13 protein-coding genes are annotated in these 15,932 nt (G+C 65.6%); 11 read left to right on the forward strand and 2 right to left on the reverse strand.

Going from position 1 to position 15,932, the window contains the following annotated elements:
* Nucleotides 1-162: 162 nt before the first annotated feature.
* Nucleotides 163-678, reverse strand: coding sequence for an HU family DNA-binding protein (locus OVY01_RS00445; RefSeq protein ID WP_267847619.1), 516 nt, complete (start codon nt 676-678; stop codon nt 163-165).
* Nucleotides 679-1,026: 348 nt separating this feature from the next.
* Between OVY01_RS00445 and OVY01_RS00450 the strand changes: the two genes are divergently transcribed.
* The 11 genes from OVY01_RS00450 (at nt 1,027) to OVY01_RS00500 (ending at nt 14,310) form a co-directional block, all read left to right on the forward strand.
* Nucleotides 1,027-1,764, forward strand: a complete 738-nt coding sequence (locus OVY01_RS00450; RefSeq protein ID WP_267844855.1) for an SH3 domain-containing protein — start codon at nt 1,027-1,029, stop codon at nt 1,762-1,764.
* 177 nt (nt 1,765-1,941) lie between these two features.
* On the forward strand, nt 1,942-3,960 hold the full coding sequence (locus OVY01_RS00455) for an AI-2E family transporter (protein WP_267844856.1): 2,019 nt from the start codon (nt 1,942-1,944) through the stop codon (nt 3,958-3,960).
* A 186-nt stretch (nt 3,961-4,146) separates the two neighbouring features.
* A complete protein-coding gene (locus tag OVY01_RS00460; protein WP_267844857.1) occupies nt 4,147-4,914 on the forward strand; it encodes a TetR/AcrR family transcriptional regulator in 768 nt (255 codons plus the stop codon).
* A 503-nt stretch (nt 4,915-5,417) separates the two neighbouring features.
* On the forward strand, nt 5,418-6,584 hold the full coding sequence (locus OVY01_RS00465) for a methyl-accepting chemotaxis protein (protein ID WP_267844858.1): 1,167 nt from the start codon (nt 5,418-5,420) through the stop codon (nt 6,582-6,584).
* Between the two features lie 8 nt (nt 6,585-6,592).
* Nucleotides 6,593-6,970: a response regulator gene (locus tag OVY01_RS00470; RefSeq protein WP_267844859.1), complete on the forward strand. Its 378-nt coding sequence runs from the start codon at nt 6,593-6,595 to the stop codon at nt 6,968-6,970.
* Complete coding sequence (locus tag OVY01_RS00475; RefSeq protein ID WP_267844860.1) at nt 6,967-7,365, forward strand: STAS domain-containing protein; 399 nt, start codon at nt 6,967-6,969, stop codon at nt 7,363-7,365. Before OVY01_RS00470 ends, OVY01_RS00475 begins: the two co-directional genes overlap by 4 nt.
* Nucleotide 7,366: 1 nt before the next feature.
* Entirely contained in the window at nt 7,367-9,640 is a 2,274-nt protein-coding gene (locus OVY01_RS00480) for a chemotaxis protein CheA (RefSeq protein ID WP_267844861.1), read from the forward strand.
* Between the two features lie 134 nt (nt 9,641-9,774).
* Complete coding sequence (locus OVY01_RS00485; protein ID WP_267844862.1) at nt 9,775-11,706, forward strand: HAMP domain-containing methyl-accepting chemotaxis protein; 1,932 nt, start codon at nt 9,775-9,777, stop codon at nt 11,704-11,706.
* A 12-nt stretch (nt 11,707-11,718) separates the two neighbouring features.
* Nucleotides 11,719-12,273: a chemotaxis protein CheW gene (locus OVY01_RS00490; RefSeq protein ID WP_267844863.1), complete on the forward strand. Its 555-nt coding sequence runs from the start codon at nt 11,719-11,721 to the stop codon at nt 12,271-12,273.
* The gene (locus OVY01_RS00495; protein WP_267844864.1) at nt 12,270-13,133 is read left to right on the forward strand and encodes a CheR family methyltransferase; all 864 of its coding nucleotides are present in this window, start codon (nt 12,270-12,272) and stop codon (nt 13,131-13,133) included. The genes OVY01_RS00490 and OVY01_RS00495 overlap by 4 nt, the downstream gene beginning before the upstream one ends.
* Nucleotide 13,134: 1 nt before the next feature.
* Nucleotides 13,135-14,310: a protein-glutamate methylesterase/protein-glutamine glutaminase gene (locus OVY01_RS00500; protein WP_267844865.1), complete on the forward strand. Its 1,176-nt coding sequence runs from the start codon at nt 13,135-13,137 to the stop codon at nt 14,308-14,310.
* 58 nt (nt 14,311-14,368) lie between these two features.
* Here the strand turns inward: OVY01_RS00500 and OVY01_RS00505 are convergent, their stop codons facing one another.
* A complete protein-coding gene (locus tag OVY01_RS00505; RefSeq protein WP_267844866.1) occupies nt 14,369-15,766 on the reverse strand; it encodes an MFS transporter in 1,398 nt (465 codons plus the stop codon).
* Between the last annotated feature and the right edge of the window lie 166 nt (nt 15,767-15,932).

Consider the following 15,932-nt stretch of genomic DNA (forward strand, 5'->3'; position numbering starts at 1 on the left):
TCGCGACAAATTCCAGGCGACACGAAGTACCGACAACGCGCGCGGTCCTGCAAGGGGGAGAGAGTCGACAGGCGGCGCAATGCCGCCATGGGTGCGGCCGAAGCGCCGCCGATGCGATGGGCGCTTGGGCCTGCCCCGGGCCGTGAGCCCGGGATTGCCGCGTTACGCCGCGGCGTCCTTCAGCTTCTTCAGCGCGCGCGCCTTGATGCGCACCGATGCCGGCTTGGCGTCGAACCAGCGGTCCTGTCCGGTGAAAGGGTCTTTGCCAAAGCGCTTTTTCTTCGCGGCGACCGATTGGACGCTCAGCTTCAGCAAGCCCGGCAGCGTGAATTCGCCGGCGCCCTTCTTGTGCACGGCGCCGAGCACCACTGCCTCGAGCGCTGCAAGCACGGCCTTGACCGCCTTCGGTTCGACTTGCGAGCTTTCCGCCAGGTGAGCAGCGAGCGAGACCTTCGTGAAGGTTTCCTTGATCGGACCATGGCCAACGGTCTTTTTCGCGGCACCAGCGGTCTTGCTGCTTACCCGCTTGGCGGCAGGCGCCTTTTTCGCAGCGGGTGTCTTCTTCGCCGCAACGGCTTTCTTGGCAACCGGGGCGGTCTTGACCGCCGCCGTCTTCTTCACGGCAGGCGCCTTTTTGGCGGCAGGGACTTTTTTTGCAGCTTTGGTTGCAGTGGCCATATGTTTCGGCTCTCCGATGGTTGGAAGCAAAGTGTGATGCGACATGAGGGACCCCCAGCGGGACCCGCACCTCGCATACGAACATTCTACCGCGTGCCTGGGGTTGCGCAGAGGACAATGCGACGACGCGTCGCGCAGGAAGGCGTTTTTCGCATGATGCGGGTGCCAGGGGCATGTCTGGAGCGACCCAGGCCCCGCGCCTCGGCCCGCGTCGGCCCCGCGCGTAACGTTCCGACACAATTGTCGCGTCGAACGGCATAACGCTTACATTCAAGTTTTCCCGGTCGAGGCACAATCTTCTTCGAACGGTTTCTGGAAAGACCGTCCATTCGCAGCAGAGGAGGAATGATGCGACGCACGATGTTTCAATGTTTATCATCTTTACGCACCGGCTCGTTCGGACCGGTACCGGCCCGCTGGCTGGCGATCGGCCTTGCCGGTGCGCTGACGCTGCCACTGGCCGCACAGGCGCAACAGGCACCGGCCTACACCAATGGCCCGACGATCATGCGGGCGGGGCCCTCGCAGCAATATCCGGAGGTCGCGCGCGTACAGCCCGGCGTGCCGGTGAGCGTGATGGGTTGCCTGCAGAACTATTCGTGGTGCGATGTCGGGCTGCCCGGCGCGCGCGGCTGGGTGCATGCGAGCCGTCTCAACTATCCGTATCAGGGCAGCAGCGTACCGCTGTCGAACTACGGGATGGCGATCGGCGTGCCCATCGTGTCTTTCGCGATCGGGCCCTATTGGGATGAGTTTTATCGCGGCCGGCCCTGGTTCAACGATCGGGACCGGTGGGCGCATCGCGGACCGCCGCCTTTCGAGGGCGGTCCCGGTCCCGGCCCTGGCTGGGGGGGACATCCGCAGCCGGGATATGGGCCTGATCGGGGTGGCTTTCATGGTGGCCCAGGCGGCCCGGGCGGCCCCGGCAATCCCGGAGGCCAGCCGCACGGTGGAGGTCCCGGCGGCGAGCGCTTTCACGAAGGCGGGCCTGGCGGCGGCGATCACGGGCGAGGTGGTGGCCACCCTGGCGGCGATGGCGGTCATCACGGCGGCGACGACCACGGCCATGGCGGGCCGGGCGGCTGATCGGCCTGCGCACCAAGCGGCGTACGACGCGGCGCGCAAGGCGGGGTGCAAGGTGTCGTGAAATAGCCTCGTATCCATCGGCGAATCCGGCATTTCACGCCGCGCCGCGTTTTTTCGCACACACCGGGGCACGCGTGAACTAGGATCGAGCGTTCCGGTCCTGAAAAAGAGTTCATGATGTCCTCGTCCCCGCCTCCCCGCGCCCGTGCCGCGGCGAAGGTCCTGCCCGCCGACGCGCCCACCACGCGTGGGCTGACGTCGGTCATTACCGGCGTGGTCATCGTCTGCGCGCTGTACTTCGGGCGCGACGTGCTGATTCCGATCATCCTCGCGGTGCTGCTCAGTTTCCTCGTGGCACCGTTCGTCGGGCTGCTGCGACGGCTGCACTTCGGTCAGGTGCCCTCGGTCATCGTGGCCGTGTTCGCCACGCTGGGAGTGATCGTGTCGATCGGCGTGCTGATCGGTCTGCAGGTCGTCCAGCTGTCGGGCGATCTGCCGCATTATCAGCGCGCGGTCGAGCGCAAGATCCAGAATCTCGAACGCCATACGGTCGGCCGCGCGAACGCGATCCTGAACAAGGCGTCGAACGATCTCAAGCGGATCTCGCCCGCCCCCACGCACGATGCCGATGGCCGCTCGCGACTGGCGTCGTCGGGCGACGGCCGGGTGCAGGTGGAGGTGCACGAACCACCGCCATCGCCGATCGGACTGGCGCAGCAACTGTTGTCACTGGTCATCGGGCCGGTGGAAACCACGGGCATCGTCCTCGTCGTCGCGATCTTCATCCTGCTGCAACGCGAGGACCTGCGCGACCGCCTGATCCGGCTGCTGGGTTCGCGCGACCTGCATCGCACGACAACCGCGATGGACGAAGCGGCGCGGCGTCTGAGCCGTTACTTCCTGGCGCAGTTGAGCATCAATATCGGCGTCGGACTCGTGATTTCGATCGGTCTGATGGTAATCGGCGTGCCGGGCGCCATTTTGTTCGGCGTCTTGACCGCCTTGCTGCGTTTCGTACCCTACATCGGCACCTGGATCGCGGCGCTGGTCGCGGTCGTTTTCGCCGCCGCCGTGGGGCCGAGCTGGTCGATGTTGATCTGGACCATGGTGCTGTTCGGCGCTACCGACCTGATCGCGGGACAGATCGTGGAGCCGCTGGCGTATGGACGCAGCACGGGTCTGTCGCCGTTCGCGGTGATCGTCGCGGCGATTTTCTGGAGCTGGATCTGGGGGCCGATCGGGCTGGTGCTGTCCACGCCCCTGACGCTGTGCCTGGTGATTCTGGGCCGCCACGTCGAACGGCTCGAATTCCTCGACGTACTGTTCGGCGACCGGCCCGCCCTGACCCCCGCGGAAAACTTCTATCAGCGTCTGCTCGTCAATGACCCGGACGAATTGCTCGCGCAGGCGGAATCGCTGCTGAAAGCCCGCTCCCTCAGCACCTATTATGACGAGGTGGCGTTGGCCGGCCTGCGCCTCGCCTACAACGATCTGCTGCGCGGCGTCGTCACCGCCGAACAGATCCGGCGCATCACCGAGTCCGCGCACGACATCGTGGAAGGGCTGGAAGAAACCGCGGATCTGCTCAAGCGCCCGACGAAAAACGAGACGCCCCCTGCCAGCACCGGTTTGTCCGAGGAGGACGAGGATGTGCGCCACTCGCCACCGCCGAATCACTTCGACGCGAAGCAGGAAGGGCATACCACGGCGGTATTGTGTATCGCGGGCCGCGGCGAACTCGATGCGCTGGCCGGGATGATCGCGGTGCAGCTGCTGCGCAAGCACGGCCTGATCGCCGATCTGGCGCCGTATGCGCGATTCTCACGCACGAATTTCACCGATATCGATCTCGACGGCGTGCCGATCATCTGCATCGTTTCCTTCGATGCCACGGAGTCGCCGTCCTATCTGCGGAATCTGCAGCGGCGTCTGCGTCTGCGCGCGCCGCAGGCCGAACAGATCGTCGGCATCACCGATCCGCAAAACCTGCTCGATCCCGACGGTTTCCTGCGCGAGACCACCAGCGCGACATCGTTCAAGCAGGTGGTGGATCTGTGCGTCGCCGCGGCGCGCCGCCAGACCGGAGACAGCGTGGCGTGGGAAGGGCTGACGAACGGTCGCGAGGCCGCGCCGGCCCTCGCCCCGGCGCTGACGGCACCGGGCCCGGTGATCGGCGGGAATTTGCAGAACGCGTAGTGAGCGGGTCCCGGCACAGGAGGTTTCCCGGGGCGCGCCGGCGTTCGATGCCCGCCAAATCGGGGTTTGCCCGGAATGCACGATTTACACGGTTGATCGAATAAATTGTGTGTTAAAGTAAAAATTGTAAGTATTTAGCGAAATGTAGGATCGGACGCCGGTGTATCAGCAACACGAAGGAGCAGCATGCGCGATTCCTTGTCCACCAGAAGAAAAGTGCTCGACGCAGCCGAGGACGCCTATGCCACCATCGGCGTCGAGGGGCTGACCCTGCGGTTGGTCACGGAGCGCGCGCTCGTCAATCTCGCGTCGATCAACTACCATTTCGGCACCAAGCGGGCACTGGCCGAGGAAATGCTCAGGCGTCGGCTCGATCCACTGCATCGCGACAGACTGGCGCTGCTCGAGGCCGCCGAGCAGGCTTTCGGTCCGGAACTTCGCGTCGCGCATGTCGTGACCGCGATTCTGCTTCCCGGCATCGGTCGCATGCTGGCGTCCGAATCCCGTACGCACCTCGCGGCGTTCCTCACGCGTTGCGCGGCCGATCCCACGCCGCTTATCCGCGATGCGATGACGTTGCAGTTCCAGGCGTACGGCGAGCGTTTCGACGCCGCCTTCGTGCGCTGCATGCATGGCATACCGCCCACACACGTGTTGTGGCGGGTCCGCCTGCTGTTCAATGCCGTGCCGGGTACGGTCATGAATCCGAACACGATCGTTCTGCTGCAGAATCTGCTGGCGCAGCCTACGCTGACCCTGGCCGACGTGGTGACGCAGTTCGTCGGGGTGATCGACTGCAAGGACGGAGAAGCGTCGGATAAGGAGGCGCTGCGCGAGCAGGTGATGGCGATGGAACGCGTGATGTCGTCGATGCCCGTCTATCGCCAGTGGAACCTGTCCCTGGAGCACCCGTTGGGCAGTTTTGGGTCCTCGACGGCGCAGCAGGTCGGCTGAAGGCGCGCGTCGTTCCGCCGGCCGAGGCAGCCAGCGGGACGGCCATGCCTGCACTCGCCTGGCGCGACACCCGCGCATACGGTTTTTTCCGTCACCCTTCACCGCTCGCGCCAGCCCTGGCCACCCGGCGCCGCATCGCTTCCGCTTTCCCCTCCGGTTTTCCCCCAGGCATTCCGCTCAGGCATTCCCCTCAGGCATTCCCCTCAGGTATTCCCCAACGTCCTCCGCCTGACATCTTCCGCCGCTTTTTCACCCCTGCGCTGCCGTCGCGGCCTGCGACACACGCGCCGCGCCGTGATCCATTGCCTGATGCAAAACACTCGTTTGAGTGGACTTAATGCCAGTAAAACCTATTTATTAAATTGATTCAGCGCTATCAAGCTTTCGGGTAAGTGGCCGTAATCCGAAGAGTGAAAAGCGGAATGCGTGGCAGACGAAAGTCGGCGGGCGCTTGCCGCATTTCTTCTGAAGGTCCTCGTTCGTGAAGCAATGGGAGCGCGCTGGTGAATGTTTCAGGCAAACAATTTCTATCCCTTTCGCCGCTGTTCGTCGGTGTTCTGGGCGCCGTTGCGGTGGTGGTCTGCGGGGGCGTCACGGTGGCGAGCCTGCTGGCCGCGGTCGTCCTGCTGGGAGCAGGCGCGGCGCTATGGTTGGCGCTGACGGCGGATGGGCGCCGCAACGCCACGGTACTGGGGCGGATGCTCGACGAGCGTCAGCAGTTCGGTGAGTCGCTGGCGAGCGTGTGGTCCGCACAGATCGAGATGTCCCGCACGCAATCCGAGGAAGCGGTGTCGGCGCTGTCGGGACGGTTCGCCGCGATCGTCGGACGGCTCGATCAATCGGCGCGCGAAGCCGAGCGGGAATCGGCCCACACGGGGCAGGCAGGGCATGCGGGAAGCGGCACGGATGCGACCCACGTTTTCCAGCAAAGCGAAAATGCCTTGAGCGGCGTGGTCTCGTCGCTGCATTCGGCCACCGCCAGCAAGGCCGAAATGCTCGAAAAGGTGCGCGGCATGAACGACTTCACCGTCGAGTTGCAGCAGATGGCGAAGGAGGTGGCGGGCATCGCGTCGCAGACGACCCTGCTGGCGCTGAACGCGGCAATCGAGGCGGCCCGCGCCGGTGTCGCCGGCCGCGGCTTCGCCGTCGTCGCCAACGAAGTCCGGATGTTGTCTTTGCAGTCCAGCGAAACCGGCCGGCGCATCGCGCAGAAGGTCGGCGTCATCAGCGAACGCGTCAGCGAGGCCTGCACGATCGCCGAAGCGGCGGCGCGGGCCGAGGCAACGGCGATCGTCGCCTCCGAGCAGACGATCGAGCAGGTTCTCGCCGACCTGCGTCAGGTAACCGAAACACTGGCGGCCGCGAGCGAACGGCTGCGCGCGGAGAACATCGGCATCAAGGAGGAGATCGATGCATCGCTCGTGCAGCTCCAGTTCCAGGACCGCATCAGCCAGATCATGAGCCACACGCGCGCGAATATCGAACGCTTTCCGCTGTTCCTGGCGTCGAATCGGCAGCTCTACCGCGACAGCGGCGAGCCGGCCCCGCTGGAGGCGTCGCAACTGCTCGCCGAACTGCAGCGCAGCTACGCAATGTCGGATGAACATGCGGCCCATGGCGGGAGCGTCAAGCGCGCCCCCGCGCAGGACAGTGAAATCACTTTTTTCTGAGATTGGATATGGGAAAGACCATCATGATCGTCGACGACTCGGCCTCGGTTCGCCAGGTCGTCGGCATCGCCCTCAAGGGCGCGGGTTACGAAGTGCTGGAAGGCAGCGACGGCGCGGATGCGCTCGCGAAGCTCAACCGGCTGGCGGGCAAGCGCGTTCACCTGATCATCAGCGACGTGAACATGCCGAACATGGATGGCATCAGTTTCGTCAAGGCCGTCAAGCAATTGCCGCTTTTCAAATTCGTACCGATCATCATGTTGACGACGGAATCCCAGGAAGCGCGCAAGCTCGAAGGACAGGCCGCGGGCGCCAAGGCCTGGGTGGTCAAGCCCTTCGTCCCCGAGCGGCTGCTGGGCGCCGTGCAGAAGCTGGTGGCGCCATGATGTCGGGGACCGGGCCCGGCACCGTGGCGCGGACGCCGGCCGGAGCATGGCCGGTATACCTGTCGATCGATGGCGAAATGACGATCTACCGGGCGAGCGAGTTGAAGGAACTGATCGCGCGCACGTTCCACGGCGACGCCGCGGGCGATTTGCCGGCGGTGCTCGGGTCGAATCGCGACGTGGACCTGGATCTGTCCGCCGTGAGCGCGCTGGACGCGGCGGGGCTGCAACTGCTGCTGCTGTTCAACCGCCCGGCCTGCATGGACAACCGACGCCTGCGCCTCGTGGCGCCCAGCGCGGCGGTGCAGGACGCGCTGGCGCTCGTGCATCTCTCCTCGGCCTTCGAGTGCGTGCCGTCGGAGCGCAATCTGCTGACCGTCTCCCGCGAGTCATGAGATGAACCTCGATCAAGCGTGGCAGACCTTTTTCGCCGAGTGCGCCGAACTCCTGGAGGAGATGGAAAGCGCCTTGCTCTCGATCGGCCATGGCGATCAGTGCGCGGAACTGATCCGCGTGATTTTCCGCGCGGCGCATACCATCAAGGGCTCGGCCGGCCTGTTCGGTCTCGACGGCATCGTGGCCTTCACCCACGATCTGGAAAGCGTGCTGGACGAAATGCGCGAAGGCCGCGTGCCCGTGAACGCGCGCCTGGTCGAGTTGCTGCTCAGTTGCCGCGATCACGTCGGCCGGCTGGTCGATCATGCCGCGGCGCATCCGCACCCGGCGGGCGAGCGTGCCGCGCCGGACGCCGAACTCGTCGCCGAAGGCATCCCGTTGTCCGTGGCGCTGCGCGGCTATCTGGCGCCATCGAATCGCGCGTCCGCCGCAGAGGGCGCCGGGACGCCCGGCGGGGAGCGGGAGGGCGCGCGCGTCGATGCCCGCGTGCATGCCGGCGCCGGTGCCGGTGACGCCGCCGATCTTCCCGCGCGCGACGGTGTCGATGCGGGGGCGTCCGCTGCGGCGCACGACACCAGCGACAGCGAGAACTGGCACATTTCGCTGCGCTTCGGCGAGGACGTCCTGCGTCACGGCATGGACCCGCTGTCCTTCATCCATTATTTGCAGACGGTCGCCGAGATCGTCACCGTCGAGACGCTGGTGGGCCGGTTGCCCGTGGCGGCGGAGATGGATCCCGAGACCTGCTATCTGAGCTTCGAGATCGTTTTTCGCAGTGCCGCCGACAAGGCGACCATCGAGAACGTCTTCGAGTTCGTGCGCGACGATTGCGATATCCGGATCCTGCCGCCGCACAGCCGGATGGACGACTATCTGGCCCTGATCCGCGACTGTCCCGAAAGCGAAAACGTGCGGCTGGGCGAGATCCTGGTGCGTTGCGGCACGCTGACCGCCCGGGAACTGGAGAACGCGCTGGCCCATCAGGCCGCGGCGGCGGCGGCCAGCGACGAGGTGCCGCTGCTCGGCGACCTGCTGGTCGACCAGGGCGCGGTGCAGCCGAAGGTGGTGGCGGCGGCGCTCGACAAGCAGCGGCGCGTGAGCCACGTCAAGGCGCAGGAAAACCGCTCGGTACGCGTCGATTCCGACAAGCTCGACCGGTTGATCGACCTGGTCGGCGAACTGACGATCGCCGGCGCGAGCATCGGCGTGCTTGCCCAGCGCGGTGACAATATCGAATTGCTGGAATCGGTGTCCACGCTCGCCACCCTCGTGCAGGACGTACGCGACAGCGCGCTGCAATTGCGAATGGTGAAGATCGGATCGACCTTCAGCAAGTTCCAGCGCGTCGTCCATGACGTATCTGCGGCGCTCGGCAAGGACATCGTGCTCGAGACCGCGGGCGAGGACACCGAACTCGACAAGGCGGTGATCGAGAAGATCGGTGATCCGTTGATGCATCTCATCCGCAACGCGATGGACCACGGCATCGAGTCCGTCGCGCGGCGCCGCGCGCAGGGCAAGCCGGACCAGGGCACGGTCCGACTCAACGCGTATCACGAGGCCAGCCATATCGTGATCGAGATCGTCGACGACGGCGCGGGCTTGAACCGCGACAAGATCTTCGCGAAGGCAGTCGAGCGCGGACTCGTGGACGCCGGCAAGACGCTGAGCGATCGCGAGGTGTTCGAACTGATATTCGAACCGGGCTTTTCGACCGCCGACGCGGTCACCAATCTCTCCGGCCGCGGCGTCGGCATGGATGTGGTGAAGAGCAACGTGCTGGCGTTGCGCGGCAGCGTGACGCTCGACAGCAAGGAGGGGCTGGGCACCGTCGTGCGGGTGACGCTGCCGCTCACGCTGGCGATCATCGATGGTTTCCTGGTGGAGGTGGCGGATTCGATCTTCGTCCTGCCGCTGAGCGTGGTCGAGGAGTGCATCGAATTCGCGCCGGCCCCCGATCAGCAACGCGACTACCTCGATCTGCGCGGCAGCATCCTGCCGTTCGCCCGCCTGCGCGACGTGTTCGAGCTGACCGGCGCGCAGCAGCGGCGCGAGAACGTGGTCGTGATCCGCCACGCGGGACGCAGGTTCGGGCTGGTGGTGGACAGACTGCTCGGCGAGTTCCAGACCGTGATCAAGCCGTTGAGCCGGCTGTTCGAGAAAAACCGCCTGATCAGTGGTTCGGCGATTCTCGGCAGCGGCCGCGTGGCCCTGATCCTGGATGTCGGCGCGCTCGCGCAGCGGCTCGAACAGGAGGCGTCGAGTTATGCCTGACCAATGAATTGCTCCGCCAAACCCCATGCTATGCAGGCCGAACCCCGGGTTCGGTCCATCAGAAATCCGTATCGGTCGATCCGTCGAACCACCCTGGCTCGGATCGCGGATTCGACTACCTCACGAGGGACGCAATGAACTGGTTCACGAATTTGAAGATTGGCGGCAAGCTCGCCCTCGCGTTCACCATCACGGTGTTTTTGAGCCTGGTGCTGGGCGCCGTGGCGCTGTTCCAGCTGAACGCCCTGAACAGCAACACGAACGCGCTCGCGACCAACTGGTTGCCGTCCGTCGGCGTCATCGGCGAAATGCGCGCGCGTCTGTATGACTTCCGCATCAACGAACTGCAGCGTCTGCTGTCTGCGACGGACGCCGACAAGAGCCGCTTCGACGGTCTGATGGAAAGTGCGCGGGTGAGCTATGCCGCGGCGCAGCATGCCTACGAACCGATGATCTCCGAGGGCGCGGAACGCAACGCCTATCAGGAGTTCGGCCACAAGATGGCGCGCTACATGGATCTGCACGAGCAGGTGATGGGTTTCGCCAAACGCGGCGACGATGTCACCGCGCTGGCCCTCGCGCGTGGCGACGAGTCCAAGGCGCGCACCGACATGACGCAGTCGCTCGAAGAGCTGGTGAAGATCAACACGAACGGCGGCATGCACGAGGCGAACCAGGCCGCGGGGACCTTCGTCACCGCCCGCAACTGGATTCTCATCGACGCGTTGGTGATCGCCGTACTGAGCGTGATCGTCGGCGTGCTGATCACGCGCAGCGTGTCGGCACCGCTGCGCGAGGCGGTCCTGCGCGTCAACCGTCTGGCGGCGGGCGAACTGGTGATCGACAGCCGGCAGAGTTCGCGGGACGAAGCGGGACAGGTACTGAGCGCGGTGCAGAACATGACGGAGACGATGAAACGGGTGACCGAGGGTCAGCAGCGTCTCACCGAGGCGGCAAACCGGGGCGACTTCAGCGCCCGCATCGATACGCGCGGGCTGCAGGGTTATCAGGCGGAACTCGCCGAGGGTCTGCATCGCTTGCTGCACACCACCGGCGAGAGCGTCGCCGACGTCGTGCGCCTGATGGCCGCGGTCTCCGAGGGCGATCTCACCCAGAAGATCGACAAGCACTATGAAGGCGCGTTCGCCGAGTTGAAGACCTACACGAACGACACCGTGGCGAAGCTGGCGACGGTGGTGGCGGAGGTGAGCAGCGGCGCCGAGGCGTTGGCGTCGGCGTCGGAAGAGGTGAGCGCCACCGCGCAATCGCTGTCGCAGGCGGCGACCGAACAGGCCGCGGGCGTCGAGGAGACCGGCGCATCGGTCGAGCAAATGACGGCATCGATCTCGCAGAACGCCGAGAACGCCCGCGTCACCGACGGCATGGCCAGCAAGGCGGCGCAGGAAGCCGTCGAAGGGGGCGCGGCGGTGAAGGAAACGGTTGCCGCGATGAAGCAGATCGCCGCGAAGATCGGCATCATCGACGATATCGCGTACCAGACCAATCTGCTGGCGTTGAACGCGGCGATCGAGGCCGCGCGCGCCGGCGAGCACGGCAAGGGGTTCGCGGTGGTGGCGGCGGAAGTGCGCAAGCTCGCCGAGCGCAGTCAGGTTGCCGCGCAGGAGATCGGCAGCATCGCCGGCAGCAGCGTCGAGCTGGCGGAGAAGGCGGGTCAGTTGCTCAACGAGATGGTGCCCAACATCCGCAAGACGTCAGAACTGGTGCAGGAGATCACGGCCGCGTCCGAGGAGCAGTCTTCCGGCGTCAGTCAGATCAATATCGCGATCGGGCAACTGAGCCAGACGACGCAGCAGAACGCATCGAGCTCCGAGGAACTGGCCTCCACCTCGGAGGAGATGAGCAGCCAGGCGGATCAGTTGCGGCGTACCATCGGCTTCTTCAACGTCGGCGACAACGGGCCGGGCCGCGCGCTGCCGGGTGGCGCGCGTCGTACCGGAACGGTCACCGGCATGCCGCATGGCATCGCCAAGACGCCGCGCCGCCGTGCCGAGACGGGGCTGGATTTCAGCAACGCGCCGAACGAAGCCATGTTCGTGAAATATTGAGCCGATACCGTCATGATGCAGACCACGCAAGCGGTTGATGCACACGTGCCGCAGGGTGCCGAGCATGCGCAATATCTGACGTTCGTGCTGGGTACCGAGGTCTTCGGACTGGGCATTCTGGTCGTGAAGGAAATCATCGGCTATGGCGGCGTGACCCGGGTGCCGATGATGTCGGAATGCGTGCGCGGCGTCATCAATCTGCGCGGCTCGGTGATTCCGGTCATCGATCTGGGCTGCCGATTCGGGCTGGGCGCGCGTCCGGTCACGAAGCGGACCTGCGTGGTGATCGTCGAACTGGCGCCCGCCGAGGGGGCGGGCAACGGACAGGGCGACGCGCAGATCTTCGGGTTGATCGTCGATGCCGTCAACGCCGTGCTGAACATCGCGCGGGCCGATATCGAGCCGCCGCCCGCGTTCGGCGCGAAGATCAACGCCACCTATCTGCACGGCATGGGGCGCGTGGACGAGCGACTGATCATGCTGCTCGAGCCGCATTGCATCCTGGCGAGCGAAAACACCGAAGACGCGGCCGGCGATGCCGTGCCGCGCCTGGGATTGCATTCGTGACGTCGCCGGTTCCGCCGTCCGGCGGCCCGGTGCTCGCGGACCACGAGTTCCGCCAGATCCAGCGTTTCATCCAGGAAACGGCCGGCATCACCATGAACGATGCTAAGAAAGCGTTGGTGAGCGGGCGTCTGTCCAAGCGTCTGTCGGTCTGCGGCGTGCAGAGTTACGGTGCGTATCTGGCGCTCCTGCAATCGCCCGACGAGGCCGACGAGGTGCAGCAGGCCATCGACGTGCTGACCACCAACGAAACCTATTTCTTTCGCGAACAAAAACACTTCGATGCGCTGCGCATGGTCGCACGCGATTTCGCTGCCGCGTCCGCTCGGGAGGCGGGCCGCGAGGGGCCGCGCCGGCTCCAGCCGTTTCGCGTGTGGAGCGCGGCGAGTTCGAGCGGCGAGGAAGCCTACAGCATCGCGATGCTGCTGGCGGACACCCTGCCGAAAAACGCATGGGAAGTGGTGGGCACCGACATCAGCTCGCGCATGGTGCTCAAGGCACGCCGGGGACATTACCCCGACGAGCGCGCGCGGCAGATCGCGCCGGACTATCTGAAAAGATTCTGCCTGCGCGGCATCGAAGACTACGCGGGCAGTTTCCTGATCGAACCGGGTTTGCGCGAGAGGGTCGCGTTCCATCAGCTCAATCTCAATGCCGCATTGCCGTCTCTGGGCAGGTTCGACGTGATCTTCCTGCGCAATGTGATGATCTATTTTTCGATGGAAACGCGCCGGCAGGTGGTGGAGCGGATCGTCGATGTGCTGCGCCCGGGAGGATATCTGTACGTGGGTCTGTCCGAAACGCTCAACGGGGTGACCACCGCGCTGTCGGTCGTCGCGCCCTCGATTTACGTGAAGGCGTGAGATGGCGCCCCTGACTCGCAGAGACAGCACGCACAAACCCGCGGTGCTGGTCATCGACGATTCGGCGCTGATGCGCACCGTGATGTCGGAATTGCTGCGCGCCGACCCGGACATGGGGGCGGTCGTCACGGCGTCCGATCCGCTGGTGGCGATGGAGCGCATGAAGAAAAGCTGGCCCGATGTCATGGTGCTGGATATCGAGATGCCGCGCATGGACGGGCTGACGTTCCTGCGCAAGATCATGGAGGAGCGACCGACGCCGGTGATCATCTGCTCGACCCTCACCGAACGCAACGCCGCCACCACCCTGGAGGCGCTGGCCGCGGGCGCGGTGGCGGTGATCGAGAAGCCGCATCTGGGCCTCAAGCAGTTCCTGACCGAGACCGCGGCGGAATTGCGTGCTACCGTCCTGGCCGCCGCGCGCCCTGCCTCGCTCATGCCGCGTGGCGAGTCGCGGGCGGCATGGGGAGCGGGCACGGCATCGGGCGCGGCGGAAACGTTGACGGGCTTTGCGTCGTCTGCGACGTCCGCGCGTGGCGGCGCGGGAGAGCACGGCAAGCACAATGCCGATGTGATTCTCGCGCCAGCGGATGGACGGCCGATGACCGTGACGACGGACCGGGTCGTCGCGCTCGGCACCTCCACCGGCGGCACCCAGGCGCTCGAGCGGGTGCTGACGCGTCTGCCGCGGGTATGCCCCGGCATCGTCATCGTGCAGCACATGCCGGAGAAATTCACCGCCGCCTTCGCCACGCGCCTCAGCGGTCTGTGTCAGATCGACGTGGTCGAAGCGCGCGGCGGCGAGCGCGTGACGCCGGGCCGGGCGTTGATCGCGCCGGGCGGCCGGCATATGCTGCTGCGGCGCAGCGGCGCGCAATATTATGTCGACGTGGTCGAGGGGCCGCTGGTGAACCGCCACCGGCCGTCCGTCGATGTCCTGTTCCGGTCGGTCGCGAAGAGTGCCGGGCGCAATGCGCTGGGCGTCATCATGACCGGCATGGGCGACGACGGCGCCGCGGGTCTGCTGGAGATGCGACGCGCCGGCGCGCGCACGCTCGCGCAGGACGAAGCGAGCTGCGTGGTGTACGGCATGCCGAAGGCGGCGCTGCGCCGGGAGGCCGCGGATGCGAGCGTGTCGCTGGATGGCATCGCGCCGGAAATTCTGCGCCCATGGTGAGGATGCCGCGCGACGGCCGGCGGGGAAGGCCCGTTACGGCAGGGAGCGCGCGGACCTTTCAGCGCCGGCCGCGCGCGATCTCCGCGCCGGCGTCGGCCGCCATGCGACGCGTCACCGGAATCGAGCCCAGCGAGAACAGGCCGATGATCACGAACGCCGGTGCGAAGTCGGTCCATTGAAACGCGGCGCGCCCCGAAAGGTGATGGGTCAACTGCACGACCAGTCCGCCGACCGCGACACCCAGGCCCAGCGACAATTGCTGGACCACGCTTGCGAGGCTGGTGGCGCGGCCGATGTCCGGCAAACCGATATCCGAGTAGGCGAGCGCGTTCAGCGCGGTGAATTGCAGCGACGGAAAGAAGCCGCTGAAAAGCACCACGGCCCAGATCAGCCAGGTTGGCGTGCCCGGCACGAAGAAGCCGCATACGGCGATGGCGAGCGCGGAGAATGCAGCGTTGTAGGTGAGTACCGAGCGAAAGCCGAAACGCCGCAAGACGCCGGACGCGAGCCATTTGACGAAGAGCGAGCCGAATGCGGAGCCGCAGGTGATCAGGCCGGAACGGAACGCCGACATGCCGAGCCCTTCCTGCAGGGTCAGCGGCAGGAGGAAGGGTAGCGCGCCCAGGCCGATGCGAAACAGGGACCCGCCGCCCACGCTCGTGCGAAACGTCGGGATGCGCAGAAAACGCAATTCGAGCAGCGGTCGCGTCGCGCGCTTCGCGTACAGTATGTAGAAGCCGATCAGCGCGGCGCCGCAGAGGCTGGTGACCAATGCGCTGCGCTGGCTGATGATTTCGCCGCCCAGCAGCGACAGGCCGAGCAGGAACGAAGCGCCACCGCCGGCGGACAGGACGAAACCCAGCCAGTCCAGGCGCCCCGGATGCGGTTCGCGCGAGTTGACGATGAAGCGCCGCGCGAGCCAGATTCCCAGGACGCCGAACGGTACGTTGATGACGAAGATCAGGCGCCAGTGCAGATAGGTGGTGATGAAACCGCCGAGCACCGGCCCCGCGGCCGGGCCCAGCAACGCGGGGATGCTCAGATAGTTCATCGCCCGCACGAAGTCCGCGCGCGGCACCGCGCGAAAGATGATGATGCGTCCCACCGGCACCATCATCGCGCCGCCGATCCCCTGGACGAAGCGCGCGACGGTGAACATTTCGAGAGACAGCGACGCCGCGCACAGCAGGGAACCCGCGACGAACACGCCGATCGCGCTCTGAAAAACGGGACGTGCGCCGAAGCGGTCGGCTACCCAGCCGCAGATCGGAATGAAGATTCCCAGGCCGACGACATAACTGATGACGCCGATCTGGATCACGACCGGATCGCGTCCGAAGTCGCGCGCCATGGCGGGCAGCGACGTGGCGATGACATTGGCATCCATCGATTCCATGAACATCGCGAACGCGACGATCAATGGGGCGATCAGTTCCTTGGGAATGGCGACACGCATCGACGGATTCGGGGGCACGGCGCTGCGCCCCGGCTTTGCGGAAGAAGCGGGCTAGTTTATTACGAACGCGCCCCGATGCGTACAATTGATTCGGGAAACGCGGTTTTTCTCCCGCCATGTGCCCGCTGGCACGAGTTCTGCTAATTTGACGGACAAACCATTCACT

This window comes from Robbsia betulipollinis, from assembly GCF_026624755.1.
Lineage (GTDB): Bacteria > Pseudomonadota > Gammaproteobacteria > Burkholderiales > Burkholderiaceae > Robbsia > Robbsia betulipollinis.